General features: G+C 42.1%; 22 protein-coding genes. 11 read left to right on the forward strand and 11 right to left on the reverse strand.

Annotated features, from left to right (window positions below):
- Positions 1–142: 142 nt before the first annotated feature.
- Together N7E81_RS00460 and N7E81_RS00465 are read left to right on the forward strand one after the other, a co-directional pair.
- Positions 143–955: a hypothetical protein gene (locus N7E81_RS00460; RefSeq protein WP_263051312.1), complete on the forward strand. Its 813-nt coding sequence runs from the start codon at positions 143–145 to the stop codon at positions 953–955.
- Between the two features lie 104 nt (positions 956–1,059).
- Positions 1,060–4,146, forward strand: coding sequence for an ATP-binding cassette domain-containing protein (locus N7E81_RS00465; protein WP_263051313.1), 3,087 nt, complete (start codon positions 1,060–1,062; stop codon positions 4,144–4,146).
- 4 nt (positions 4,147–4,150) lie between these two features.
- Here N7E81_RS00465 and N7E81_RS00470 read toward each other — a convergent pair whose 3' ends face one another.
- Positions 4,151–4,693, reverse strand: a complete 543-nt coding sequence (locus tag N7E81_RS00470) for a hypothetical protein (RefSeq protein ID WP_263051314.1) — start codon at positions 4,691–4,693, stop codon at positions 4,151–4,153.
- Positions 4,694–4,877: 184 nt separating this feature from the next.
- Between N7E81_RS00470 and N7E81_RS00475 the strand changes: the two genes are divergently transcribed.
- Positions 4,878–5,291: a Dabb family protein gene (locus tag N7E81_RS00475; protein WP_263051315.1), complete on the forward strand. Its 414-nt coding sequence runs from the start codon at positions 4,878–4,880 to the stop codon at positions 5,289–5,291.
- 1 nt (position 5,292) lies between these two features.
- On the opposite strand, the gene N7E81_RS00480 is transcribed toward N7E81_RS00475, so the two are convergent.
- The 5 genes from N7E81_RS00480 to N7E81_RS00500 all read right to left on the reverse strand — a co-directional run bounded on the left by N7E81_RS00480 (position 5,293) and on the right by N7E81_RS00500 (position 11,170).
- Positions 5,293–6,348 (reverse strand): DUF4421 domain-containing protein, encoded by a 1,056-nt coding sequence (locus N7E81_RS00480; protein ID WP_263051316.1) that lies wholly within the window; start codon positions 6,346–6,348, stop codon positions 5,293–5,295.
- A gap of 65 nt (positions 6,349–6,413) precedes the next feature.
- Positions 6,414–6,791 carry a CoA-binding protein gene (locus N7E81_RS00485; protein WP_263051317.1) on the reverse strand — a complete coding sequence of 126 codons (378 nt, stop codon included), beginning with the start codon at positions 6,789–6,791 and terminating at the stop codon, positions 6,414–6,416.
- Complete coding sequence (locus N7E81_RS00490; RefSeq protein ID WP_263051318.1) at positions 6,784–8,346, reverse strand: NAD(P)/FAD-dependent oxidoreductase; 1,563 nt, start codon at positions 8,344–8,346, stop codon at positions 6,784–6,786. Before N7E81_RS00490 ends, N7E81_RS00485 begins: the two co-directional genes overlap by 8 nt.
- Before the next feature lie 9 nt (positions 8,347–8,355).
- Entirely contained in the window at positions 8,356–10,197 is a 1,842-nt protein-coding gene (locus tag N7E81_RS00495) for a toxin-antitoxin system YwqK family antitoxin (RefSeq protein ID WP_263051319.1), read from the reverse strand.
- A gap of 10 nt (positions 10,198–10,207) precedes the next feature.
- Positions 10,208–11,170, reverse strand: coding sequence for a tryptophan 2,3-dioxygenase family protein (locus N7E81_RS00500; RefSeq protein WP_263051320.1), 963 nt, complete (start codon positions 11,168–11,170; stop codon positions 10,208–10,210).
- A gap of 270 nt (positions 11,171–11,440) precedes the next feature.
- Here N7E81_RS00500 and N7E81_RS00505 point away from each other — a divergent pair, with 270 nt between their 5' ends.
- Positions 11,441–12,628: an acyl-CoA dehydrogenase family protein gene (locus N7E81_RS00505; protein WP_263051321.1), complete on the forward strand. Its 1,188-nt coding sequence runs from the start codon at positions 11,441–11,443 to the stop codon at positions 12,626–12,628.
- Here N7E81_RS00505 and N7E81_RS00510 read toward each other — a convergent pair whose 3' ends face one another.
- Together N7E81_RS00510 and N7E81_RS00515 are read right to left on the reverse strand one after the other, a co-directional pair.
- Positions 12,629–13,483 (reverse strand): DUF1571 domain-containing protein, encoded by an 855-nt coding sequence (locus N7E81_RS00510; protein ID WP_263051322.1) that lies wholly within the window; start codon positions 13,481–13,483, stop codon positions 12,629–12,631.
- A gap of 293 nt (positions 13,484–13,776) precedes the next feature.
- Entirely contained in the window at positions 13,777–14,313 is a 537-nt protein-coding gene (locus tag N7E81_RS00515) for a DUF2911 domain-containing protein (RefSeq protein WP_263051323.1), read from the reverse strand.
- Positions 14,314–14,499: 186 nt separating this feature from the next.
- Between N7E81_RS00515 and N7E81_RS00520 the strand changes: the two genes are divergently transcribed.
- The 3 genes from N7E81_RS00520 to N7E81_RS00530 are packed head-to-tail and all read left to right on the forward strand — an operon-like array spanning position 14,500 to position 17,396.
- Positions 14,500–15,171 carry a DUF4290 domain-containing protein gene (locus N7E81_RS00520; protein ID WP_263051324.1) on the forward strand — a complete coding sequence of 224 codons (672 nt, stop codon included), beginning with the start codon at positions 14,500–14,502 and terminating at the stop codon, positions 15,169–15,171.
- A complete protein-coding gene (gene murA / locus N7E81_RS00525) occupies positions 15,172–16,476 on the forward strand; it encodes a UDP-N-acetylglucosamine 1-carboxyvinyltransferase (RefSeq protein WP_263051325.1) in 1,305 nt (434 codons plus the stop codon).
- A 26-nt stretch (positions 16,477–16,502) separates the two neighbouring features.
- Positions 16,503–17,396 carry an SdiA-regulated domain-containing protein gene (locus tag N7E81_RS00530; protein WP_263051326.1) on the forward strand — a complete coding sequence of 298 codons (894 nt, stop codon included), beginning with the start codon at positions 16,503–16,505 and terminating at the stop codon, positions 17,394–17,396.
- Here N7E81_RS00530 and N7E81_RS00535 read toward each other — a convergent pair.
- Positions 17,393–18,244, reverse strand: coding sequence for a glycosyltransferase family 2 protein (locus N7E81_RS00535; protein ID WP_263051327.1), 852 nt, complete (start codon positions 18,242–18,244; stop codon positions 17,393–17,395). The genes N7E81_RS00530 and N7E81_RS00535 overlap by 4 nt on opposite strands.
- A 59-nt stretch (positions 18,245–18,303) precedes the next feature.
- On the opposite strand from N7E81_RS00535, the gene N7E81_RS00540 reads away from it, so the two are divergent.
- The 4 genes from N7E81_RS00540 (at position 18,304) to N7E81_RS00555 (ending at position 23,943) form a co-directional block, all read left to right on the forward strand.
- On the forward strand, positions 18,304–19,452 hold the full coding sequence (locus N7E81_RS00540; RefSeq protein ID WP_263051328.1) for a class I SAM-dependent methyltransferase: 1,149 nt from the start codon (positions 18,304–18,306) through the stop codon (positions 19,450–19,452).
- 176 nt (positions 19,453–19,628) lie between these two features.
- Complete coding sequence (locus tag N7E81_RS00545; protein ID WP_263051329.1) at positions 19,629–21,374, forward strand: tetratricopeptide repeat-containing sensor histidine kinase; 1,746 nt, start codon at positions 19,629–19,631, stop codon at positions 21,372–21,374.
- Positions 21,371–23,290, forward strand: coding sequence for an ATP-binding protein (locus N7E81_RS00550; protein WP_263051330.1), 1,920 nt, complete (start codon positions 21,371–21,373; stop codon positions 23,288–23,290). Before N7E81_RS00545 ends, N7E81_RS00550 begins: the two co-directional genes overlap by 4 nt.
- Complete coding sequence (locus N7E81_RS00555) at positions 23,290–23,943, forward strand: response regulator (RefSeq protein WP_263051331.1); 654 nt, start codon at positions 23,290–23,292, stop codon at positions 23,941–23,943. The genes N7E81_RS00550 and N7E81_RS00555 overlap by 1 nt, the downstream gene beginning before the upstream one ends.
- Here N7E81_RS00555 and N7E81_RS00560 read toward each other — a convergent pair.
- Together N7E81_RS00560 and N7E81_RS00565 are read right to left on the reverse strand one after the other, a co-directional pair.
- Positions 23,940–24,500 (reverse strand): DinB family protein, encoded by a 561-nt coding sequence (locus N7E81_RS00560; protein WP_263051332.1) that lies wholly within the window; start codon positions 24,498–24,500, stop codon positions 23,940–23,942. The genes N7E81_RS00555 and N7E81_RS00560 overlap by 4 nt on opposite strands.
- Positions 24,501–24,582: 82 nt before the next feature.
- A complete protein-coding gene (locus N7E81_RS00565; RefSeq protein ID WP_263051333.1) occupies positions 24,583–25,167 on the reverse strand; it encodes a Crp/Fnr family transcriptional regulator in 585 nt (194 codons plus the stop codon).
- Positions 25,168–25,223: the final 56 nt, after the last annotated feature.

Consider the following 25,223-nt stretch of genomic DNA (forward strand, 5'->3'; position numbering starts at 1 on the left):
ACGATATGGTGTAAATAATAGACATCAAAGCATGCTTATGTATTTGGATCAAGTCAATCAAAATAACCAATTGGCTTTATTTTTCTGATTCATTCTTTTAAATTGCCCCCTTTGTTAAGAGATACGATCAAAAATCTATTCCATGAAAAATATTCTAAATATCCTAAGTATTGTATTGCTAGCCGCTACAATGGTTGCCTGCAGTTCTGGTAAGAAATCTGAAGAAGCTGATAAGGCCACTTTGGAAAATGTAAAAGAAAAAGTAGAAAAAGAGTTTGAATACCCTATCCCTACTTCATTTGAAGTAACTGAATTACTACAAGATGCAGGTGCAGCCTTCGTTTGGAACATCACCAATCCTGTAGAAAATGTAGACAAGTACGAAACGCAAAGAGACAAAGCCTTGAATTTAGGGATTTATGGCGCAGACTTGAGTTATGCCTGTACCTACAACAGTCAAGAAGAAACCATGGAAATGCTAAAAGCTTCAAAAACATTGATAGATGGTTTGGAGATCCCTGGAGTATTCGATGACGAAATGGTAGCCAGAGTAGAAAAAAACTTGGATAACAAAGATTCATTGATCTTGATCGTCACGAAGTCTTTCTACAATACCTATACAGAACTAAACAAATCTGGACAAGACAAGATGTCGTTTTTAGTAGTTGCTGGTAGTTGGATTGAAGGCGTATATATCACTTGTCAGCTGGCCATCTCAAGTGATTACGACCCTAGAATGTTGAACATTGTAGCTGAACAAAAAAAATCAGCCAACAAATTGGCCGAATTTGCCACCAAATATGCGGACGATCCAGATATCGAGTCCGTTAGACCTTTGTTGGAATTTATGAAAATCATCTATGAAAGCATTGACCCTGCGACTGGGATAACAGAAGGCCAACTAAACGATATTTCAACCAACGTGGAAAGCACTAGGAACGAAATCATCGGCTAAGGTAGAATTTCGTAAAAAGGAATTAATTAAAAGGCATCCCGATACATGGGGATGCCTTTTTTTATATATTTATTTTCTAAACCAAAACGAAAAGACATACCTCTATGAGTGAATCGATTATCAACGCCCTGATGCGCTTGTTTGCCATTATTGAAAGTGTGAAGGACGAGGTAGTAGATTCAGGTCATATCATCGTAGAGCCCTACCTCGAAGCCCAGCTCAACCACGACCTGGCCGAGCAATACCTCAACCTATACCAAGACTATGTAGAGTTTTATCGCAGAGAAGCCTCTTCTTCTGAAGAAGAGCTAGAAAACGAAACAAAAAACATCATACAAGTCACCAAAATCTGTCAGCAGCTCAACAAAGAACTACTGCAGCATGAGCGAGTGATTGTATTTATACAATTGGTAGAGTTGATCAATACCGACAGCAAAGTTTCCGACAAGGAAAACGATTTTATGCAATTGGTGGCGCTCAACTTCAACCTACCCAAGCAAGAAATCAACGACATCACTTCCTTTATCCTTGATCCTGAAATTAAGGATTTGTCGAAAGCCAATGGCATGCTGATCGACAACAAAGTGACCGAATGGCCTGAGGAGATTGCTTGGATGATGAAGAAAAAGAAGGAGCCTGGCATCACGGATTTTCGTCACATACATGTAGAAAACCTATTCGGTCAGATCAAAGTGCTCTTTATACAAAGCATCAGTACTTTTGTAATCCAATACGATGGCCCACTAAACCTATACCTTGAAGGAAATAAGATCACCAAAAACAAGACTTATATCCTCAAATCTGGGTCGATCATCAAGGGCAGCACCATAGAACCTATCTATGAATCAGAAATTAGTAAGCGTTTTCTACTCGATCTAAAAAAAGTAAACCTCGTGCTACATAGCGACGAGATGCAGTTCCAATTCAAAAATAGTTCAAACGGCATCCAGCCTTTTAGCTTCTACGAAGAATCTGGACAACTCATAGGCATCATGGGAGGTAGCGGTACGGGCAAGTCTACATTGATCAACTTGCTCAATGGCAAGCTAGAACCCTCTGAGGGCAAGATTAAAATCAACGGGCACAGCATCCCTCGATGTGTGCACGCTGGGGTCATCGGCTATGTGCCACAAGACGACCTTTTGTTTGAAGAACTGACCGTATACCAAAACCTGTACTTCAATGCACGGCTGTCCTTCAGCGACTTCTCTAAGAAGCGCCTCGACATGGCCATCAACAAAGTACTCGAAGACCTAGACATTGACGAAATTCGAGACCTTGAAGTGGGCAATCCTCTCAACAAATTTATCAGTGGGGGACAACGCAAGCGCCTCAACATTGCCCTTGAGCTCCTCCGTGAGCCATCGGTACTCTTCGTAGACGAACCCACCTCTGGACTATCCTCCATGGACTCTGAGGTAGTTATGAATCTACTCAAAGAGCAAAGCAGAAAAGGCAAATTGGTCATAGCCATCATTCACCAACCGTCGTCGGCTATTTTCAAACTATTCGACAAGCTCTGGCTGCTCGACAAAGGAGGATATCCTATATACAATGGCAATCCCGTAGACGCAGTGGTGTATTTCAAAACCATGAATACACAAGTGAATGCAGCTGAGAGCGAATGCCGGGTATGTGGGAATGTAATTCCCGAACAAATCCTCCACATCATAGAAGCCAAGGAGATCAACGAAGCAGGTGAAGCCACTAAAAAAAGAAAAATATCACCCGCACAGTGGTACGATAAATACAAGGAAAACATAGAGCCGAAGATCAAAAAGATCAAGTACCAAACGGCCTTACCACCATCTAACTTCTTGATTCCCAACTTGGCTGAGCAGTCCAATATCTTCTTGCAGCGAATTTTGCTATCCAAAAAAACCAACCTGCAATATATCCTTCTCAACTTCTTTGAGCCTCCTCTTCTGGCCTTGATCCTGGGAATATTATCCAAATACTCTGTAGGACAAGAATACATCTTTAGTGAAAACAAAAACATCCCGGTCTTTCTTTTTATGACCGTGGTCGTGGCCTTATTTTTGGGACTGTCCGTCAGTGCCGAAGAAATATTCAAAGACAAAAAAGTATTGGAGCGAGAGTCATTTCTAAACTTGAGTAGATTCAGTTATATCAATTCTAAAATTTTCTACCTCTTCGGTCTATCGGCTGTACAAATGTTGTTTTTCGTGTGGTTTAGCAACTCCCTATTGGAGATTCAAGGGCTCACATTCAACTTTTGGTTGATCTTATTCTCCACCGCTTGTTTTGCCAATATGGTCGGCCTCAACATCTCTTCTGGTCTCAATTCCATCGTGACCATTTACATTTTGATTCCGCTGATTCTCGTGCCTCAGCTACTACTGGGTGGAGCCATGATCAAGTTTGACGAGCTCCATCACAATGTAGGAGACAAAAAACATGTCCCCCTGATCGGAGATGCAATGGTATCGAGATGGGCCTACGAAGCACTGGCCGTAGAGCTTTTTAGCAACAACAAGTATGAGAAGCATTTTTTCGACTATGACAAGCGCATGAGCGATGCCAGCTATAACTTTGCCTACCTCATTCCTAAAATCCAAACCAAGCTAAAGGTGGTTTATCTCAACATAAAAGCGAACAACGAGTCGCTAGCTTTGCAGCATGAAATAGCCATTTGCCGCAAGGAATTAGAAAAAATGCAAGCCAAAGACGGCAATACACAGTTTTATCATCTAAATAATCTGAGCACAGATCAATACGATTCGATTTCGCACTTCCAAACCATGGCTCAACTAAACCTGCTTCGCAAAAAATATAAAAACCTAAAAGACGAAGCTGTCGCCGAACGAGAATCTCATTATTATGAACTGGTAGAAAAAATAGGGAAAGACGGCTTGCTTGCTTTGAAAAATGCAAATCATAACAAAACACTCGAACATCTGCTAACCAATAGAGACGAAATAGAAAAAATCTACGAAGCCGATGATGAATTGATTCAAAAAAAGGACCCCATTTATATGACTCCTGATTCCAATTTAGGCAATGCGCATTTTTATGCACCTGTAAAGGTGCTAGGCAATATACATGTAGACACCTTCTATTTCAATATCATCATCATATGGCTGATGACTGCTTTTTTCTACATGACATTATATTACGATATGCTGCGTAAGTTTCTTGCATTCATCACGAATAAATTCACCCAGCACTAATTCATCATTTAGATTTCTTAAAAGCCTTGATAGAGGCATTGAGTTGATAATTGTTGCAGGGGCCGTAGCAGTCCGTGGTCAATTCATAGTAAGGCCGATTTTTGCTCTCGATGATTAGAAAATCTAAAAAATCCATCTCCTTGGCTAGCTCTGGAGAAATGGTTCCACTCACCACAATAGGTTCTGCATAATCTGGCTCAGAATAGTACTCTATGGTCTCAGTCTGCACAGTATGAATGAGCTTATTATTGACATCATAAAATTCTATTTCAAATTTAAGCTCGGCGCCCATTTCCTCTCCTTTCACATACATATCTCCTGTAAGAATATAGCTTCCCGTTTGCTTTACTGCTATTTCGGCATTAGCCATTTCCCAGTCTGTACCTTCTCCTTGTGGAAAAAGTATATTATTGTTGAACTTAAAGTATTTACAATCCGAAGGGGAACAATGTTCTTTTAGATTGTATCCATTATCGATTTTCTCTGTTTGACACACACCCGCATGGAGTATGAGCAAACTTGCACATAACGCTATCCATTTTCTCATTTCACATTGCCATTTGGTTGAAATTGAAAATTAAAAAACATCCCTCCCGATAAATATGATATTAGGCAGAAGACACCCTGCTTTTCATTCCCGTCCAAAGGCCTTACCTCGATATACTATTTTCAAATCGCAATGACTATCTTACTTAGATTTCAAAAACCTAGCAAGAACAAAACACTACGCGATGAAAACTACTCCTTATGCTTTGCTCATCCTATGTATGCTATTGGGCTGTGAATCAGTCAAAACCAAAGACATGATCAGTGGTCAGTTTGCACACACCGTGCTCATTTGGATGAAAAACCCAAATAGTGAATCCGACAAAAACAAGCTAAAAACAGGGTTAAATCAGCTTATCGAAGCGTCTGAATACATTCGTTCAGCTCACTTGGGCGTGCCTGCACTTACAGCTAGAGAGGTGGTGGACAATTCCTATTCGTACTGTTTCATTGTCACATTTGGGTCCAAAGAAGAGCAAGACAAGTATCAGGTAGAACCAGCTCACAAAAAATTCATGGCAGACTGCGAAAACCTCATGTCCAAAATATTGATCTATGACTCTATGAATGTACTGGAGGCTGGAGAAAATTTGAAATAAGCTATAGCCGATCAGTCAGAACTTTAGGAGCACCAAATCGCATCCCCACAAATACCTTCGCATTGCTCACTCCTCTGTAGAGATAGTCTTCATTATCGTTTCGCTGTCCATCACCCACAGCCACTGCAGATATACCAGTGAAAAATCGATCTGAATTATAACCAATCGCTGCCCGTGTAGCTACGTGCAGTGCAAATTCAGATTGACTATCCGCAGCTTGCCCGTTCAGTTCTGGCCTTTTTTCAATCTCTGGGCCTCCTCCTACGATAACACTCAACGAGAAAAACACTCGCTTACCTATCACAAAGGTATGCCCATAGCCCATAGCGAGTCCCATTTTGATAAATGCAGTTCCTCTAAAATCTACTGAGGTATCGAAAAAAAGCTCCGCCTCATCGATAATCAAACTTGAGTCAGCATCCATTCGGTAATAGCTAAAATATGGCCCTGCCAAAAACGACCCCGCGCTTTTGATTTGTCGTTCATTGTAATTAAAGGCTGCCCGGTACGAAAAATCGTCATGATTAAAAACATACAACAAACTGACGCCATAAGTTCTGGTTTTAATATCAGGCCGAATGGGATATATTCCTATATTGTACCCCGCTATATAATCCTGCGGGTTGGACATATAATACCCCTTGTACCGCTGCCATACAAGGTCGATCGCAAATTTTCGAGTGTACATACTCGACTGTATATCGAAGCTTTTCGTTTTTCCATATTGATCATCATCATGATTGACTCCTCGAAAATTAAACGCTAAGTCTAACCCAATAAACTTATAAGCAAACCCAAAACCAATATTAAAGTTTTCATTCGGGTGATATTCTAACTCATCCTCAGTCAGGTGGTTGACATGCGAAAAATCATTTGATTTGACAATCCCATAGAGTTTCAGGACCAACTGATCTGAGTAATCTATCACATAATCCTCATTCAATGGTTTGGTCTCAAAAAGCTTGTACTTTCTTCCTTTCTCTGGTTCTTCTTGCTCTTGTGCCTGAGCTATCATCGACATCGCCAAAAAAAGAAAGAGGACAAACAATCTAGACATGATTTTAAATTTAATACAGATGACTCTCTAAAAATAAAGACGGTCGGCGAACAATCCTAGCATAATCAATACTGACCAGTACCCAGCATGACTAATGTACAACCAAAAACAATCTCTATCCCTTCAGATTCAGCGGCTTTCGCCAATGTCATATTTTCGGTACCAGGGTTGAAAATGATACGTTTAGGGTGGAGACTCAAAACATACTCTTTCCATTCATCCAAACGAGCAGCGCCTATATACAAAGTCACTGTGTGTACATCATCAATGGGAGGTTTGGATTTTAGATCCAAAAAAGGTTCGCCAAAAAGTATCCCTTTTTTGATACTCACCAGTTTGAAAGGCTGATCATGTTTTTTGAGTTTTTCGGCTGCCAAATAAGCATACCTACTTGGATCTGAGGTAGCGCCTAGTACTACGGTCAATTTACTTTCTTCAGACATTAATGTATTGTTCTATCAGTTTTTCGGCGATTTTTTCTCCATCTATAGCGGCAGACATAATGCCTCCTGCATAGCCAGCGCCTTCTCCACAAGGAAACAACCGTTTGAGCTGAATATGTTCCCAAGTATCTGATTTTCTGGGCACATGTACTGGCGATGATGTACGACTCTCTACACCTACTACCACTGCCTCTGCTGTCACGTAGCCCTTAGATTTTTTTCCAAAGTCTTTAAAACCCAATACCAATCTACGATAGATATCCTCTGGCAGCACATCCGACAGTTGGGTAGCTACCAAGCCAGGCTGATACGAGCAATCGGGTAAATTCTGCGAAAGCTGATTGCCTATAAAATCTGACAAGCGCTGAGCCGGTGCTTTTTGCTGACCGCCAGTAGCTACACAGGCTTTCTTTTCTATCTCCGACTGAAACGCCAACGCAGCAAAATTACCATGCTTATGATATCCCTTCAAATCTTGATTTTCGATGGCCACTACGATGCCTGAGTTGGCAAATTTAGAGTCTCGCCTGGACGGGCTCATACCATTGACTACTACCTCACCAGGGGCAGTCGCAGAAGGCACGATAAATCCGCCTGGGCACATACAGAAGGAAAAGACCCCTCTTTGTACATCATTTAGTCGAGTCTGGGTAGTAAGCGCATAAGGTGCCGCTGGCAAATATTCGCCACGGCTGTCGCAATGATACTGAATGCTGTCGATCAGCGTCTGCGGATGCTCTACCCGAACCCCAAGCGCAAAAGGCTTAGACTCAATCGTAATCTTTTTCTTTTCTAACAGTTCGAAAATATCTCTAGCCGAATGGCCTGTAGCCAATATCACACCGACTCCTTCGTGTGTATCTCCATTGGCCAAGACGATGCCTTTGGCTTCACCTTTTTCAATCACAATATCAGTGACTCTACTATTGAAATAGATTTCGCCTCCTCTAGACAAAATAGTTTCTCGAATGTCAGCAATTACTTTAGGCAACTTATTTGTTCCGATGTGCGGATGGGTATCTTTCAAAATATCCTCACTGGCACCATGCACCACTAGCATTTCTAATATTCGTCGAACGTCTCCTCTTTTCTTTGATCGTGTATAAAGCTTTCCATCTGAATAGGTACCTGCTCCCCCTTCCCCAAAACAGTAGTTGGAATCTGGGTTCACGATGTGCTCTTTGTTGATTTTAGCCAAGTCCCGTCGTCGCTCCTTTACGTCTTTTCCTCGCTCAAAAAGGACGGGCTTAGCACCCAATTCTAAACAGCGTAAGGCAGCAAATAACCCTGCAGGCCCTGTACCTACGATCAACACCACTGGCCGATTACTCACATTGGTTTCAGGCTTCTGGTATGATACTGCCCATGGGTCTCCCTCTCCTTCATACAGCCCTATTTCTACATCTACGGACACCTTGCGTCCACGAGCATCTATCGATCTTTTGAGGAGTTTCCACTGAGCTCCACCATGAATCTTGGGTACCATAAACGCCTCCAAGCGTTGCTCATCAAGTGCTATTTCTGGCTTCAGCCTATATTTCAGAATTTTGTTCATTGGCGTTTTTTAACGGGACGAAGGTATCGGATTCTTAGTCTTTTTGAATCCTAGATAGCCAATATTTATCCCAAAGAAAGCAGGAATATAGGTACTCGTTTGATTCACATCTGTGAAATATGGATCATAAGTAGTCCCGCTATAATTTGGTGTATAGTTGCGCACACCTATACCCACGCCGATATACACATCGATTGTAAAACCTGCGTTGGCGGGGTCTTTGAGCCACCTATCACCTATAAAAAAACCATAATAATATCTATTTTCCTGAGCGGACGCGTCTCTAGTAGCCAGTGTACCGCCCTCACTCACATGAACCGAATGCTTGAGAAAATCCGCCCCAATCAGATGACCAAAATAAAACATGCCCAAAGTCTCGTCTTTGCTATAAAACTTCTGACGCACTTTTAAGCTCGACCCTGTGGTAAACAACTCGCCTGTAGCCACTTGGTCATGCTTTTCAAAAAATGGATCTCTATGATAAGTATAGATCAGCTCATACCCTTGCCGCTCTTGGAGGTAATACTCTACAGCCAACGGCATGTAGCCAAATAGCGAATAGAGCGGATTGCTCCCAAAAATCACCCCTTTGTATTCGTTGATCCTAGAGGTAAAGTATCTCGATTTTTTGTTTTTAAATTTATAATCGGGCTTGTCATATTCCTGACTATTGGCTTGCTGTACAAAGTCTTCACTTTTCATAAACACGGGATTGCTGTCTCCATATACTGGCAAATATGTCCCTGCTACTTCTCCATTTTTTTTATAAAGTGTCCATTCTCCTACTCGCTTGCCCTGCACGAGTTCTCCCTTCATTTTGATATCACCATTGAGGTAATAGCCTTCATAGGCTCCTCTACCTTGGTCGTCAAAAAAGGCAGTACCTTCTACATTGCCTTCCTCATCATAGTAGGTCCAATTACCCGTATTGACATCTCCCTTGAACTGCCCTGTCACCTTCAGGTTTCCACTGATATAATACTCTTTATATGCACCAGTGCCTTTGTCGAACTCACCGACTCCCTTGGTCTGACCCGATTCGTAAAACATCTTCCAATACCCGTCCTTGATTCCATTTTTTTGCAGCCCTTCTGCACTTTTGGCTCCGTCGGGATAGTAATAAATCCAGTTGCCCAAGGTTTGGCCTTTTTCATAACCTCCTTCTGCGGATACCTTCCCGTTTTTATAAAAATACTTCCAAGGACCTGTTTTTAAGCCCTGTTTAAAATATCCTTCGGCTTGCTTCTCCCCAGTTTCAAAATAATACACCCATAAGCTGTCACTCTTACCAGCCTTATTGAGCCCTTTCATTTTCAATTGACCCGACACGTAAAATTCCTGATAGATCCCACTCCCGTTTTTAAAGTTGGTCTGTGCCTTCAGTCCGCCACCTTCGTAGTAGTAGCGCCAGAGGCCTGCTTTCACTTCATGGTCGTACTGTCCCTTGCTTTTGAGGCTGCCAGCTTCATAATAATACGACCACTCGCCTCCTTTTTTACCATCCGACAGTATTCCTTCAGATCGTAGGTTTCCATTTTCAAAATAATCTGACCAAATACCCTCTGTTCGTCCTTCGAGAAAAGAACCTGTTTGTCTGATTTTCCCATTTTCGAAATAATAAACCCAATCACCCGTGGCTTTATTGTCGATATAATAACCCTCCGATTTTTTGATTCCTGAGAGGTAAAAAGAAGTATATGATCCATTGAGTTGATTAGAAATGGTATCTCCCACTGTAAACACTTCCTTCACCACGGTCTTTTCCTGATCGTAATACGTACGCACTGCTACACCCTGTGCCATCGCTGAACCACTGATGATTATGAAACCTATGTATAGAAATATCTTCAATCGAATGATGCTACTTTTTAAAAATGGTTTCTTCAACCCAATGTTTTCCCCAGTCGTCTTTTTCTTGCTGACTCCATAGCTGAGGAAAAAAGATAACCCGCTGAAATCTAGGAGGTAAATACTTTTGCCAATTGGTACCACCAGAGGCAGCGATCACTTCTGGGTCTCGCTGCAAGTACCTAACGGCCGACTTGTAATGTACCAAGCGCCACTGTACATTGGCCAATAAATCAAGTTTTTTCATAGCCGCTACAATGTCTCCTGCCATTTCACCAGAAGAGTAATTGATCTCATATTTTTTCCAGACATTGGCTTGCTCATATTGTACCGCCAAATGTAAAAATTCATCCGAATATTTCTGCTCGAATTGCTTGAGCGTCAAGGTTTTTTTACCTGTGGCCAATTCCGTAGCGCCTCTTTTCCAATAGAGATTGTCATACATCTGCTGGAAATTTCGCATATCCACTTCCGCTCTTTTAGATTCCTCAACCAAGTTTAGCAAATCTGTACATGAAATTTCAAACTTTCTAATTTGTGCCGACTGAAAACCACTGGCTGGCAAGAGCGACATGCGAAAATTGAGAAATTGCTTCTGATCCATACCGTCGATCATTACATCAAACGAATCTACCAGATGCAGCAAATAGCGATTGATCCTGTTTAGCCGCAAAAGAAACCGATCTGCATCTACGGCATCATCAAAAGCCAGCTGCTCGATCTCGTTGAGAATCAGCTTGAAATACAGCTCAGTGATTTGATGGTAAATGATGAAAATTTTCTCGTCTGGAAATTGCGTCTTGGGGTTTTGCAAACTAAGCAAAGTATCCAAGTGGATATAATCCCAGTAGGTTAGATAATCAGCATGCAATAGGCCATCCAAATAGGACGAAAGATCCTGTCCCATGGCTTCATATTTTTTCTCTAGCTGCTGGAGCTGATCCAGTATTTTACTATCAAATTTCGGGTTTATCATCGGGGTAATATTGTTGTTTAATATTGTAAATTTGGGTTTAATTTTAAACAACCTACTAAGATCAAAAGTAATTTTTGGACAAAAAAAGGGGAATCTTCACAATACCAAGACCCAATTCCGACACTTTTTCTCCCTGCCGAATCCATGCTATTTCTAATTGATCTAGAAGATATCTACAGATTAGCCCTTTCAAATTTCATTATTTGCCAAATGGGTCATATTTTGACCTACGAATGATTAACAAACAACTTTTAAACAACAGCCCATCTTATGAAATCCAACTTCACAGACGAATTCGAATCTCCAGATTTTTATCAAATCGATGATTTGCTGACCGAAGAGCACCAAATGATCCGAGGCTCAATACGAGATTTTGTAAAAAAAGAAATCACTCCCTACATAGAAGACTGGGCCGAAAGAAGCCATTTCGAATATCCGATCGTGAAGAAATTTGGAGAGATCGGCGCCTTTGGGCCAACCATCCCAACCCAATATGGTGGGGGTGGGCTTGACTACATTTCCTATGGATTGATCATGCAAGAAATCGAGCGTGGAGACTCTGGCATGCGCTCGACAGCCTCTGTACAAGGCTCGCTGGTGATGTACCCCATCTACAAGTTTGGCAACGAAGCCCAACGAATGAAATATCTACCTAAACTCGCCTCTGGCGAATGGCTAGGTTGCTTCGGCCTCACCGAGCCAGACCACGGCTCCAACCCCAGTGGCATGGTCACCCACTACAAAGACATGGGCGACCACTACCTACTAAACGGTGCCAAAATGTGGATTTCCAATGCACCCAAAGCGGACGTGGCCGTCGTCTGGGCTAAAAACGAAGAAGGCAGAATACACGGTCTGATCGTAGAGCGGGGCATGGAGGGTTTTTCTACACCCGAGACCCATGGCAAATGGTCGCTACGAGCCAGCACCACAGGTGAACTGGTCTTTGATAATGTGAAAGTGCCCAAAGAGAACCTACTGCCCAACAAAAGTGGCCTTGGTGCGCCGATGAAATGTCTAGACTCTGCCAGATACGGTATCGCATGGGGCGCCATAGGCGCGGCGATGGACTGCTACGACTCTGCTCGTAGATACTCCCTCGAACGCATCCAATTCGGCAAGCCCATCGGCTCATTCCAGCTCATCCAAAAAAAGCTGTCCGAGATGCTGACCGAGATCACCAAAGCACAACTACTCAACTGGAAACTCGGTAAAATGCTAGACGAAGGCAAAGCAACCACCCCGATGATCTCTATGGCCAAGCGCAATGCCGTAGCCACCGCACTAGACATAGCTCGCGAAGCACGACAGATTCATGGAGGCATGGGGATCACGGGAGAGTTTCCGATGATGCGACACATGATGAATCTCGAATCTGTGGTAACATACGAAGGCACACACGACATTCACTTACTCATCTTGGGGCATGAGATCACAGGCATTTCAGCGTTTAAATAATCAAAATCCATAGCCTTCGTAACCTTCCGTAAACTCAGTAGGGTCAAAAGTCGGGTTAATCACTACTTTGGAATATTCATACTGTTCGTATAGTCCTTTGTCGTCGATTACCTCCATCTTCAGCGGAATGTATACCTGAGCATCTATGATTAGATTCAGTTTGGGGGAATAATCGTTGGGGATCTGAATCACCTGACCCGATTTAACGTCTTCATAATCTTTGATTTTGGGGTTAGCTTCTAGTATCATGTGCGCACTGAGTTTTTTCTGTGCTGCTACATCTTCTATAGACTCACCAGGCTGAATAATATAATCTACTAGGCCAAAGTACGGGTTGATAAAAGTGATCGCATGACAGTTTTTTCCTTCGTGTATCACTAATCCAGTATAAGTCACCATCTCGTCAATTTGATCTTGATATTTGGCACACAAAAATTCTAATATGGAAACCACATGATCAAACCCTGATTGAAATATGGTATGATGCTGATTGTTGCGCATGATACCGTCTAATGGATCTAGTTTTAGATTAATCCAGGGAAAGCCATTGGGATTGATCAGTGCTTTGTCGTTGTTGGCACCACGCACATAGAGCACTTCCATGCCGTCGTTTGGAAAGGACTGTCGCAAATAGACACTATAGGGGCTTTTTTGCATTTTAGTAAATGAAACCTGCTTGAGAATTTCGCCTTCCACTCGCTCTTGCTTGGTGATCGTATAGGTAAGTGATTGGATACGATCCGAATATTCGAACATCAGCTTGGCTATTTCATAGCCAGAAGGCGTTGGAGACTGCCCATATACAGGAGAAATGAAAAAAAAGAAAAGAAGTGCACAGCAGCCAGTCCTTGTCATAAACTATAGTTTTTAAGAAATCTGGCTTGTTCCAAATTTTAAATCAGCGCACAAGCTATTGAATTATTGGCTAATTACCTCTAGGAGATTCACCAAAAACAAAGGGCTTCACGAATCGCAAAGCCCTTTGTTTTTTTAACTAATTAAACCATTTGAGGTGTAGAAGCGGCTCTTCCTACCTCGTGTATTATGAGTACATCTATAAGATGTTCAAAACCCGAAATTAGTTGCTTTCTAGCAGAAATTTTTAGATTTTTTAACAGTTTTTCCCTCCTCAACTTCCTCTTTCGATTTTATACTCCTTTTTTTATCGGCACTATCACTTTCGTAAAATCCCAAATCAAGGCCAGGTTCGCACCGTATGGCTGATCCGTCAAGCGAATGAGAAATTGCTGCACACAAGAATCCGACTGCTGTACAGGTACTGTTACTTTAGCTACATCCAGATTATAATCAGGCTCCCAATAGCCCCATTGCTCTGTTTCAGCATTGAGTACTACTTGCCATTCGCTTTCTCCAGGAATGGTATAGAGTCGGTATTTACCAGCAGGCACTTCACTAGTACCGAAATACACATCGTCAGAAAAGGTTATAACTGTCGGCTCATTAGCTCCCGTGCGCCAATATGTATCGTATGGCAATAGCTCACCGAAAATTTTACGGCCTTTTTTAAACGGTCTACAATAATCCACAGTCACTTGAAAATGCGTCGTAGACAATATAGCTGTAGCAGGTGGGCTGTGCTGGCGAGTAGTAGCAATCTGGTAGATCACTGTGAGCGCAAACAAAATCATGCCTGCTCCAACGACCCAAAGAATTTTTTTAATCATAATTCATGTGTGTAGTCTTAAAAAATGTCTTACTCCTATCGAGGAAGGTGAGTTGCGAAAGTAGGCGGATATCTACTGTATTTGATTAGATCGGTCATTTGTTAACTTAAAAATAAAACCAATGCCTACTTTATATTAATTAAAGGGTTAATTTTGGCGCTTGCACAAAGAAGCAAATCACATCTCATGATAGAATATAATACAATTAGAGAGCAGGTCACACTAAAAGAATACGGAAGAAACGTACAAGACCTAGTCGCTACTCTAAACACTATAGAAGACAAAGAAGAAAGATCACAAAAAGCAGCCGTGCTGGTGGAGCTTATGAAGCAAATCAACCCTGCTATGCAAAACACCCCTGAGGTAGAGCAAAAGCTTTGGGATGATCTTCACATCATTTCTCATTTTTCTTTAGACATCGATGGCCCTTTTCCTACGCCAAACAAAGAAATCCTAGACAAGAAGCCTGAAAAAATGGGCTATCTGACTAACGAAATTACTTTCAAGCATTTCGGTAGAAATATCGAACTACTCGTAGACAAAGCCATTACGCTAGAAGATGCTGAAGAGCAAGAAGCTGCGATCATCCACATTGGTAAACTGATGAAAACTTTCATTTACTCTTACAACAGAGACAGCATCGAAGATGAAGTGATCTATCAAAATATCCGTAAGCTGTCTAAAAATCAATTGGACATCGACATGAAAAAGGTGACCGCAGGCAACCTATTCGAACCGATCAGAAAAGAAAGACGCAACGACCGTGACAACAATAGTGGTATGGAGCGAAATGATCGTAACGATCGAAATAGAAACAACAGAAACAAAAGAACATCCAACCACAAAAGAAGAAGATAAATGGGTTCATTCCGGGTCGTTGGAGGACACTCCCTTAATGGCGAAATCACACCTCAGGGCGCCAAAAACGAATCGCTTCAAATACTATCAGCCGTACTTCTCACCAAAGAGGTCGTTACGATTCACAAAGTGCCCAACATCAGGGATGTGAATAAATTGATCGAATTGCTCCAAGAAATGGGCGTAAAAGTCCAAAAGCTAGGAGATGAATCTTATTCCTTTCAGGCAGACGAAGTAGATATTCATTTTCTGGAGACAGAAAAATATCAACAAATGGCTAGCTCCCTTCGTGGATCCATCATGATATTGGGGCCTATGCTCGCCAGATTCAAAAAAGGAAAAATCCCTCAACCAGGGGGAGATAAAATAGGAAGAAGAAGGCTCGACACCCACTTTATCGGTTTCCAAAAACTGGGAGCCAAATTCAAATACGACAAAAAGACCAGCTATTACAACATAGACGCCTCTCACCTCGAAGGCACATATATGCTGCTCGACGAAGCTTCTGTGACTGGTACAGCCAACATTCTAATGGCTGCTTCGCTAGCCAAAGGCACTACTACGATCTACAATGCGGCTTGTGAACCTTACATCCAGCAGCTTTGCAAAATGCTCAGCCGCATGGGGTCAAAAATCACTGGGATCGGATCTAACCTCTTAGTGATAGAGGGTGTGGAAGCACTCGGTGGCACCGAGCACACCATGCTTCCAGACATGATCGAAATTGGTAGTTTCATCGGACTGGCAGCTATGACACAGTCTGACCTAACCATCAAAAATGCTGGCGTAGAGCACTTGGGTATCATCCCAGACATGTTCAGAAGACTAGGAATCAAAATAAACATCAAAGGAGATGATATTCATATTCCTGCACAAGATCATTACGAAATAGAGACTTTCATAGATGGTTCGATCATGACCATCGCCGATGCCATTTGGCCAGGCTTCACACCTGACCTGCTAAGCATCGTCCTCGTTACTGCTACACAAGCCAAAGGCACGGTACTCATACATCAGAAGATGTTCGAAAGCCGTTTGTTTTTCGTGGACAAGCTAATCGATATGGGCGCACAGATCATACTTTGTGACCCGCATAGAGCAACAGTGATTGGACTAGACAAGGCGGTGCCACTGCGTGGCATTCAGATGACTTCTCCCGACATTAGAGCGGGTGTATCTCTACTGATAGCAGCTATGTCTGCCGAAGGCGAGAGTGTAATTCACAATGTAGAGCAAATCGATAGAGGATATCAGAATATTGATCAACGCTTAAATGCTATTGGAGCTATGATTGAAAGGGTTTAATAATATTAAATCTTCAGTAGCACGACATGAGAACATTAACCTTAAGCCTAGCCATACTGCTGAGCTGTCGTTGGTTTGCCGCGTCGCAAGACACTAGCGCATACCAAGAACTCTCATTTATTTCCATCCATCAGATGGCACCTATGGATTCGCTCAACTTCGATTTCAGCGGTATCGTGAGCAAGGGCGACTCTATTTTTATAGTTGCCGACAAGCCTTGGAATACATTCCTTTACTCCATCACTTTTAGTGAAAAAAAATGGATAGCTCACCCATACAGACAAATAAGTAGCACTGAAAAGTTAGACTTGGAAGCCGTTGATCATTGTAATGGCTTTTTTTATCTAGCGAATGAATTTAGAGGATCTATTTATCGTCTGCCCACATCTACAGCAGAGGTACAAACGCTACCTATCAATTTCAAAGAAAACAATTTAGCTCCTAGCACATGGAAAAATGCAGGATGGGAAGGCCTTACTATAGATTGTGAAAATCAGGTCATGTATCTCGTTAAAGAACGCCAACCCAGAAATATAGTAGTAGTGGACATGAATCGATGGGGAATACTAGACCAATTCGACATACCACAAACCGAAAGCAACGATTTTTCTGATGCCAAATATCTAAATGGACATTTGTACCTGCTAGAACGCAACGGCAACTACATCACCAAAGTAAATACAAAGACCAAGACTGTGGTAGAAAAATACCACTATCGACATATTGCGAGCCATCCCAATGGCAAGCTCTACGCACCCGAAAAATATGGCATGGCCGAAGCTCTCCTGCTCACTGACAATGAAATATGGATAGGCCTCGACAACAATGGGCTCGAAGTAACTGACCACGCCAAAGACACCTACCAACTAACAGGTCATACACCTGTAATCATTAAATTCAAAAGGCCTGCGGGATTTTAAAAATAGTACCTGAGATGTCTGAAAAATAATTTAGGCCTAGACAAGGCTTTCAATAAATAGACGGCACAACGTATATACCCTTGACGTAAACTTAGATATGCCATTTTGATCCAAAGCAAATTATTCACCTCAGCACTTGGCTGTACATAATTTGGCAACTGCTGATAAAAAGCCATTTTCGACTGATTAGTCTCCTGCTGAGACGCACTCGAAAGATGCAAGTGATAGCGGCTACCCACAAATTCCAACTTTTCGAATCTCAGTCCATTAGCCGCTAGTTGCAACCAGAATATCATATCCTCTCCATATCGCAACTCCTCCGAAAAACGAACATCCCCAATCGCCGATCGCCTCACAAGAAAGGTATGAATCTGGGGCGTATACAAAAAAATATGTTCGGCTGGCTGCACCCCCATGGGGTACAAATCCAAAGCAGCCGTTTGCTGTCGGTTGTACCGTAAGGTTTTGCTTGTCGATAAATGTGCCGCGATCACCTCCGACCGGCAAGAGACCACATCCCTGCCTCGAATAGCCTCCAGCGACTGCACTAGCATCCCAGGCAGCAATTCGTCATCATCATCCAAAAACAGCAGATAATCATTCTTTGCCATCGCTATGCCTTGGTTGCGGCAGGCGGATACACCAATATTTTTTTCATTCCGAACAAGCCTGATTCGATCATCCTGTGAAGCCACCTGTATTATTTCAGCTATATACTGCTGTTTTGAGGCGTCGTCTATGACTACAATCTCCAATACTACAAGTGGCTGTATCAGTACAGACTGCAATGCACTTTGCAGAGACGCAGGACGATTGCGAGTAGGGATAATGACAGATACTTTGCTCATAGCGTATGATTGTATCCTCAAAAAAAGACAAAAAATGGAGAACCTGTTACTTTTGCCACATGAATAGCATCGAGGAGTTTGTAGAAAAAATAAATGAAGTAGTAAATACTGGTCAGTTTGGCAAACTCACGCTAAGCAAACCCAGATACAAATCCAACGGGCTTCAAAACATCTTCGTCCGAACAGTGGAACTCAAAGGCCAACAAAAGCTATCGTTCAACTACCGGCACAAAACCAAAGATCTCACCAAAAACTTTGATCCTCCCGAAGGCTTCACAGAGATCAGTAGTCAACTCAAAGAAAAGTTTAAGCATGCCACGTTGCTCACCGAAGAGGCCACCTATCAGCTTATGATTAATAAAAAGGGCAAAGTCACCGTGACTACCTCCAAGCCCTTAGAAACCCAAGTAGCAGCTACGCATGACAAAGAAAAAATAAAAAGAGCACCACTCGACGCCCCCTATCTTCATCAGCTAGGCATTACCTCAGCAGATGGTGAACTCATCCCTAAAATGGCCGACAAATACCGCCAAATCAACAAATATCTGGAAATCATGGATCACCAGATAGAAGCCAACGTGCAAAAAAAAGAGCTTAGCTTAGTGGATATGGGCTCAGGCAAAGGCTACCTCACTTTTGCACTATATGATTTTCTTTGGAGAATCAAAGGATTGGATGTTGGGGTGACCGGCATCGAACTTCGTCAAGAGCTAGTGGACTTTTGCAATGAAAAAGCTAAAGTATGTGGCTTCGAAAAACTGCAATTTATCAATCAACGCATCGAAGACTATACAGCCAAGAAAATCGATATTCTGATTGCACTACATGCCTGCGATACCGCTACAGACGATGCCTTGGCCAAAGCCATTGGAGCGCAAGCCGACCTAATTGTATGCGCCCCGTGCTGCCACAAACAAGTACGCCAACAGGTAAAAGGAAAAACACAGGAGCACCCACTACTCAAATATGGTATCTTCCAAGAACGGCATTTTGAAATGGTGACAGACACCATCCGTGCTTTGATCCTAGAACAGCACGGCTATCAATCCAAAGTCTTTGAATTTGTATCGAACGAGCACACCCGTAAAAACATCATGCTCATAGGAGCCAAATCCAAACAAGCCAACAGTCAAGATGCCAGTGAGAAAATTTCCGCACTCAAAAAAGAATATCATATCGATTTTCAATACTTAGAACGATTGGTTTAATTTAGTAACAAAACCACTCAACCTTCAACCAGCAAATTCCAGCTTTTTAATATCAAACTTGAAAGGTCAGTACTGCTATGTTCGCTTTATTCTTTTTCAGAATATCTGAATCTAAACTATTCTGCATATTACTATTTTTTTGTACCCTTCTATACGCAAGTACAAACACTTACGGGTTGTCTAATGATTCTCTATTCGTCAAAGCCAGAACCTTAGACACAAAGCAATTTATATCTTTCGTTATAGACAACCACTACAAAATCTACAGCCTCAGTTTTGACAGTGCCATAGCTATGACGGCCGAAGCAAAACAACTCGCCCTTACCAACGGCTGGACAAGCCAAGCAGCCTATGCAAGTCTCTATCATGGCGTGGCGACCTACTTGCGTGGCGACTACAAGCAAGCCTTGCCCAGCTATCTATATGCCCTCCATGTTTTTGATTCACTCGAAAACCATAGAGGCATAGCACGGACGTGCAATGAAATGGCCGTTTTTTATCACAAACAAAAACAACTTGACGATGCCTATAATGCCCTAGACAAAGCCGAAACAGCCGCCAAATTGGCACATGACGAAGAAGCTCTAGGAACCACATACAGTCATCATATGTCGTTTCTTGTCCGCAGAGAAAAACACAAAGAAGCTTATCCTTACATGATGAAGGTTTTTGAAATCAGAAAACGAACACAAGACAGTGTAGGGCTGGGGTATATTTACCTCGACATCGCCAATTATAAATTAATCAATGACCAATTAGACGAATCGCTCGAACTAGTAAACAAGTCTACAGAGATCCGCAAACGAATAGGTGACAACCAAGGCGTTGCCGTCAATACCGTCATCAAAGGTGAGTTTTATTTCCAGACTGGAAATTTCAAAAAAGCCATTCCGTTTTTTGAAAAAGCCATCGCACTCGCTACGCCTATTGGCTATACGGACCTCATTCGGTTTGGGTACGACATGCTACAGCAGTCTTATGTCAAATTGGGCGACTACAAAAATGCCTACGAAAACCTACAAAAAAATCAAATTTTCAATGACAGTATTTATAATGTAGAAAAAAGCAAAGCCCTACTCTCCTTACAAACACAATATGAAACGGAGAAAAAAGAAAAGGAAATAGAATTGCTCTCTATCGAAAACCAACTCAAAGTCATAGAAGTAAAAAATGCAGACAATCGATTTTATGCTTCTCTTGGTGGTGCTACTATCCTGCTACTTATTGGCGTTTTAGCATTCAATCGATACAAGCAAAAACAGCAGATACTACTGACAGAAGAAAAAGCCATTAACCAAAGACTGGGTTTCAAGTCTCTCATAGAAGGAGAGGAAAAAGAACGCAAACGAATAGCCCAAGAACTACACGACGGGCTGGGGCAGCTATTATCCACCGCCCGACTCAATGTATCAGCGATGGAAGATCGTGTGGAGCAAATCGTAACCAAGCAATGGGAAAATTCCATCAAACTCATAGACGAAGCCGTAACAGAAGTTCGTCACATCTCGCACAATATGATGCCTAATGCTCTGATCTCTATTGGCTTCGAAGCTGCTGTAAGAGAACAAGCGCACATCATCAATGATGCTGGCCAAGTAAAAATACACACCCAACTACCCGAACAAAAAATTGATCTACCAGAAAGCGAAGCCATCGCACTCTATCGAGTCATCCAAGAAGTACTAAACAACGCCATCAAATATGCTAAAGCCAAAAACATCTGGCTCACTATCACAAATGACCGTGATCTCAAAGTAGTGATCAAAGACGATGGCATAGGCTTCGATACCTCCATGATCGCCTCCTCTACAGGCATCGGTTGGCGCAACATTCAATCTAGAATAGAAATATTGAATGGAGAACTACAGATTCATTCCGAAATAGGAAAAGGTGCTGAAGTAAACTTGAAAATAGCCATATGAATCCCCTATTCTACAGCCTACTCATCCTAGGAAGCTATTCCGTCCGTGCTTCCAACATTCCTGACCTACAATCGGTCATTCAAAACCTCGACCACCTAGAGCAAACAGCACTGGTAGACTCACTCAACCGAATCGCCAATAATCTCTACACCAAAGACACACAAAAATCTCGAACATTCGCGACAGCGGCTCTCCAACGGGCTCGTCGTGCAGACTACCCACTAGGCATAGCCGACTCCTACTGCTACATCGGGATCACCTACGACATAGAAGGCCAGCGGGATAGTTCTCGGCACTATTTCAATCAATTTAATGAGTTGAGCAAATCCATTGGCAACCAAAAAAGAACATGTAAATCGCTCAACAACCTAGGTATGTGGCATTGGAATGGAGGCATCTTTGACGAAGCACTAGCCTATTTTTTTCAAGCACTCCCAATAGCCGAGCAGTTGCAAGACGAAGAACTACAAGGCAATATTCTAAACAATATTGGACTCATCTATCAAGAACTCGACGAATACCAGCGGGCCATTCCCTTCCACATGAAAGCCTATAAGCTTAGACTAAAAAACAACCTAACCAGATACATTATTCACTCGTGCAACAATCTAGGTGTGTCTTATCGGATCAAAGGAGATTTTGACTCTTCGGCCTATTATTACAAAAAAGCACTCCTCATCTCCGACTCCACAGGAAACCAGCAAACCAAAGCCGACGCCCTTAATAACCTAGGCATGCTAGCCAAATCTTCTGGCGACATGGATCTGGCAATTGACTACAGTCTAAAAGCGCTAGAAGTCGGAAGAAGTGAATTCGAAAATTTTCACATATTCAATACCCTATGTGAGACCTACATCATTCAAAAAAAACCTAAAGAAGCGCTCCTGTATGGACTGAGAAGCAAACGAATCGTAAATAACAAAACTAAGTCTGGACATAAAAAATATGTATATGAAAACCTGGCCAATGCTTACATTCTCGAAGGCAACATCGACAGTGCTGCCTATTATTTTCGCCAGCTCGTTGCACTGAAAGACACCATCTTTTCGGAAGAATCCACACAGGCCTTCAACCAACTCCAAGTAAAATACGAAACAGAAAAGAAAGAAAAAGAAATCGAATTGCTCTCTGTCGAAAACCAACTCAAAGCAGCTGAAGTCCACAACGCCAACAACCGATTTTACGCTGCATTAGGAGGAACTACTTTGATATTACTGATCATCTATTTGTTTTTCAAGAAAACCAGACAAAAACAAAGAACCCAGTTGGCCGAAGAAAAAGCCATCAACCAAAGGCTAGGGTTCAAATCCTTGATCGAAGGAGAAGAAAAAGAACGCAAACGCATAGCCCAAGAACTACACGATGGGCTCGGCCAGCTACTATCCACAGCCCGCCTCAACGTGTCTGTTCTCGAAGATCAGATAACCGAATCTGTGACCAAACAATGGCAAAACTCACTCAAGCTTATAGACGATGCCGTAACAGAGGTACGAGAAATCTCTCACAATATGATGCCCAATGCCCTAGTGTCGATCGGCTTCGAAGCAGCTATAAAAGAACAAATACACATCATCAATGATGCTGGACAAGTGAGTATACATACCAATTGGCCTGAGCAAAAAATCAACTTGCCCGAAAGCGAAGCCATTGCGCTCTATCGCATCATTCAAGAAGTGCTAAACAATGCCATCAAATATGCAGAAGCAAAAAACATCTGGCTGGCTGTCACCCACACTGATTACCTCAAAATATCGATCAAAGACGATGGAAAAGGTTTTGACACTGCGCTAATCACCTCTTCCACTGGGATTGGCTGGCGCAATATTCAATCCCGAGTAGGTTTGCTCAATGGCGAACTAGATATCACATCTACCTTGGATGAAGGCTCAGAAATCATACTTAAATTAGCTATGTAATGGACAAAGAACTGTACAATATCCTCATTGTGGATGACCACCAGATGTTTATCGATGGTATCCAATCGCTACTCATTGGGCAAGACAAATACAAAATCTCTCACGAGGCCAACGATGGACAAACCGCTCTGGATTTGCTCAAAACTACCGAGGTAGATATACTGATTTCTGATCTCAGCATGCCTGGCATGTCTGGCGCAGAACTCGTAAACACCGTCAAACAAAAATATCCTTGTATCAAAGTGCTCGTACTTTCTATGCACAACAACCGCGAAACAGTAGGCGAGATACTCATGTCTGAAGCAGAAGGTTATATTCTGAAAAACACGGGCAAAAAAGAGCTACTCAATGCACTAGATCGAATCACAGAGGGGAGCACTTTCTACAGCAAAGAGGTGATGTCTATCATGAAAGATAAAGTGCAAAAACAGAAAAAAATTGAGAAAGAAACGCAGTGTCTTACCGAAAGAGAGCTCGAAATACTACAACTGATTGTTCAAGAGTTATCGAGCGAAGAAATCGCCGACCAACTCTTTATTAGTCGAAGAACGGTAGACACCCACCGCAAAAACATCTTGAAAAAGACACAAGCTAAAACCATTGTAGGCCTGATCAAATTTGCCTTTCGCAACGAATTGGTGATGCCTATCTAAACTGTTGCAACTACCTGTTCAAGTGCACGCTTTGCCTGAATCATGTGGCGCTGGTTATGCCCAATTAAAAACCGAAAAGCATCGCCCAATTTAAAAGTAACGATAGAACCTATAGCAGAAGTGATTTTTATTTTATTCAGATCCAACTTCTTGCTTTTTTCCAAAGCCGCTATAATCTCATCCTGATCTTCAATGAATTTGGAAAGCGTATCATAATGCACATCTATTTCTGGTTGGAATTTCTTCAGGGTCTTCATCGGTGATGGGATCGTACCATCAGCTCGTGGTTTGATACTTTTCACAAAGTAATCACCCATCCACCCAGGTTTAAAGGTTGATTCTTCAGATTCAGGAGCAATTTGTAATTTGCGATCAAACTGGGAGATATAGTGTGCATCTGCAATATTGAGATGTTCGATGCATTCTAGCACCGACCACTCCTGAGGTGAAGGTTTCTGTTTTAACTCCTTCTGGGACAAAGCAGCCAACCGTTCGGCTTCAGCTTTTACTTCTTGAGTATCTCTAATGAGCGATTCGATCAGATCAATTTTATTCATGACTTTGAGTTTATTAATGATATAGTAAAAGTAATCGGGTGTTGAAAAATAAAAATTGATCTATATCAAGAAAACTCTATTTTCACGATTTTTCCATACACTGCTTACGCATCCTACTAAAGGTCTCTGGGGTCATACCCAAATAGGAGGCCAGATGCTTTTGCGACACTAATTGAAAAATATGTGGGCTTTGCTGAAACAGCCGATCAAACCGCTCCTCTGCCGAAAAACTCCTCACTTCTACCTGTCTTTTACCAATACCTATCAAGACATTGGCATTGAATATTCTACCCCACCGCTCTACGGACTTGTATCGATCAAACATATCCATCAGGTCAGCATAGCTGATCCGAAGCAATGATGCATCTGTAGTTGCCTGAATGCTCCAGTCGGTAGGTTGCTGTGCCAAAAAGGAATCATACGCACCAGAAAAATCCCCCGTGTAGGTAAAACCAATACTGATATCTACGCCTTGGTTAATCATAAATGCACGCAACACCCCCTCATGCACAAAGTAAAAATAATGTTCGACTTGCCCTATTCGAATGATGTAATCCCCCTTTTTTACCGACAAAGGTTTCCATCGACAAGCAAAATCTTCCCATTCATGTTCAGTCAATTCTGACAAGCTATTCACCCGTTGTTTCAAATGTGTAAGTGCTCCCATTCCTATTCGTAAATCTAATTTTAAAATATGGAATGATCTGCCCTCTTCAAAATATC

The organism is Reichenbachiella carrageenanivorans, assembly GCF_025639805.1.
GTDB classification, from domain to species: domain Bacteria; phylum Bacteroidota; class Bacteroidia; order Cytophagales; family Cyclobacteriaceae; genus Reichenbachiella; species Reichenbachiella carrageenanivorans.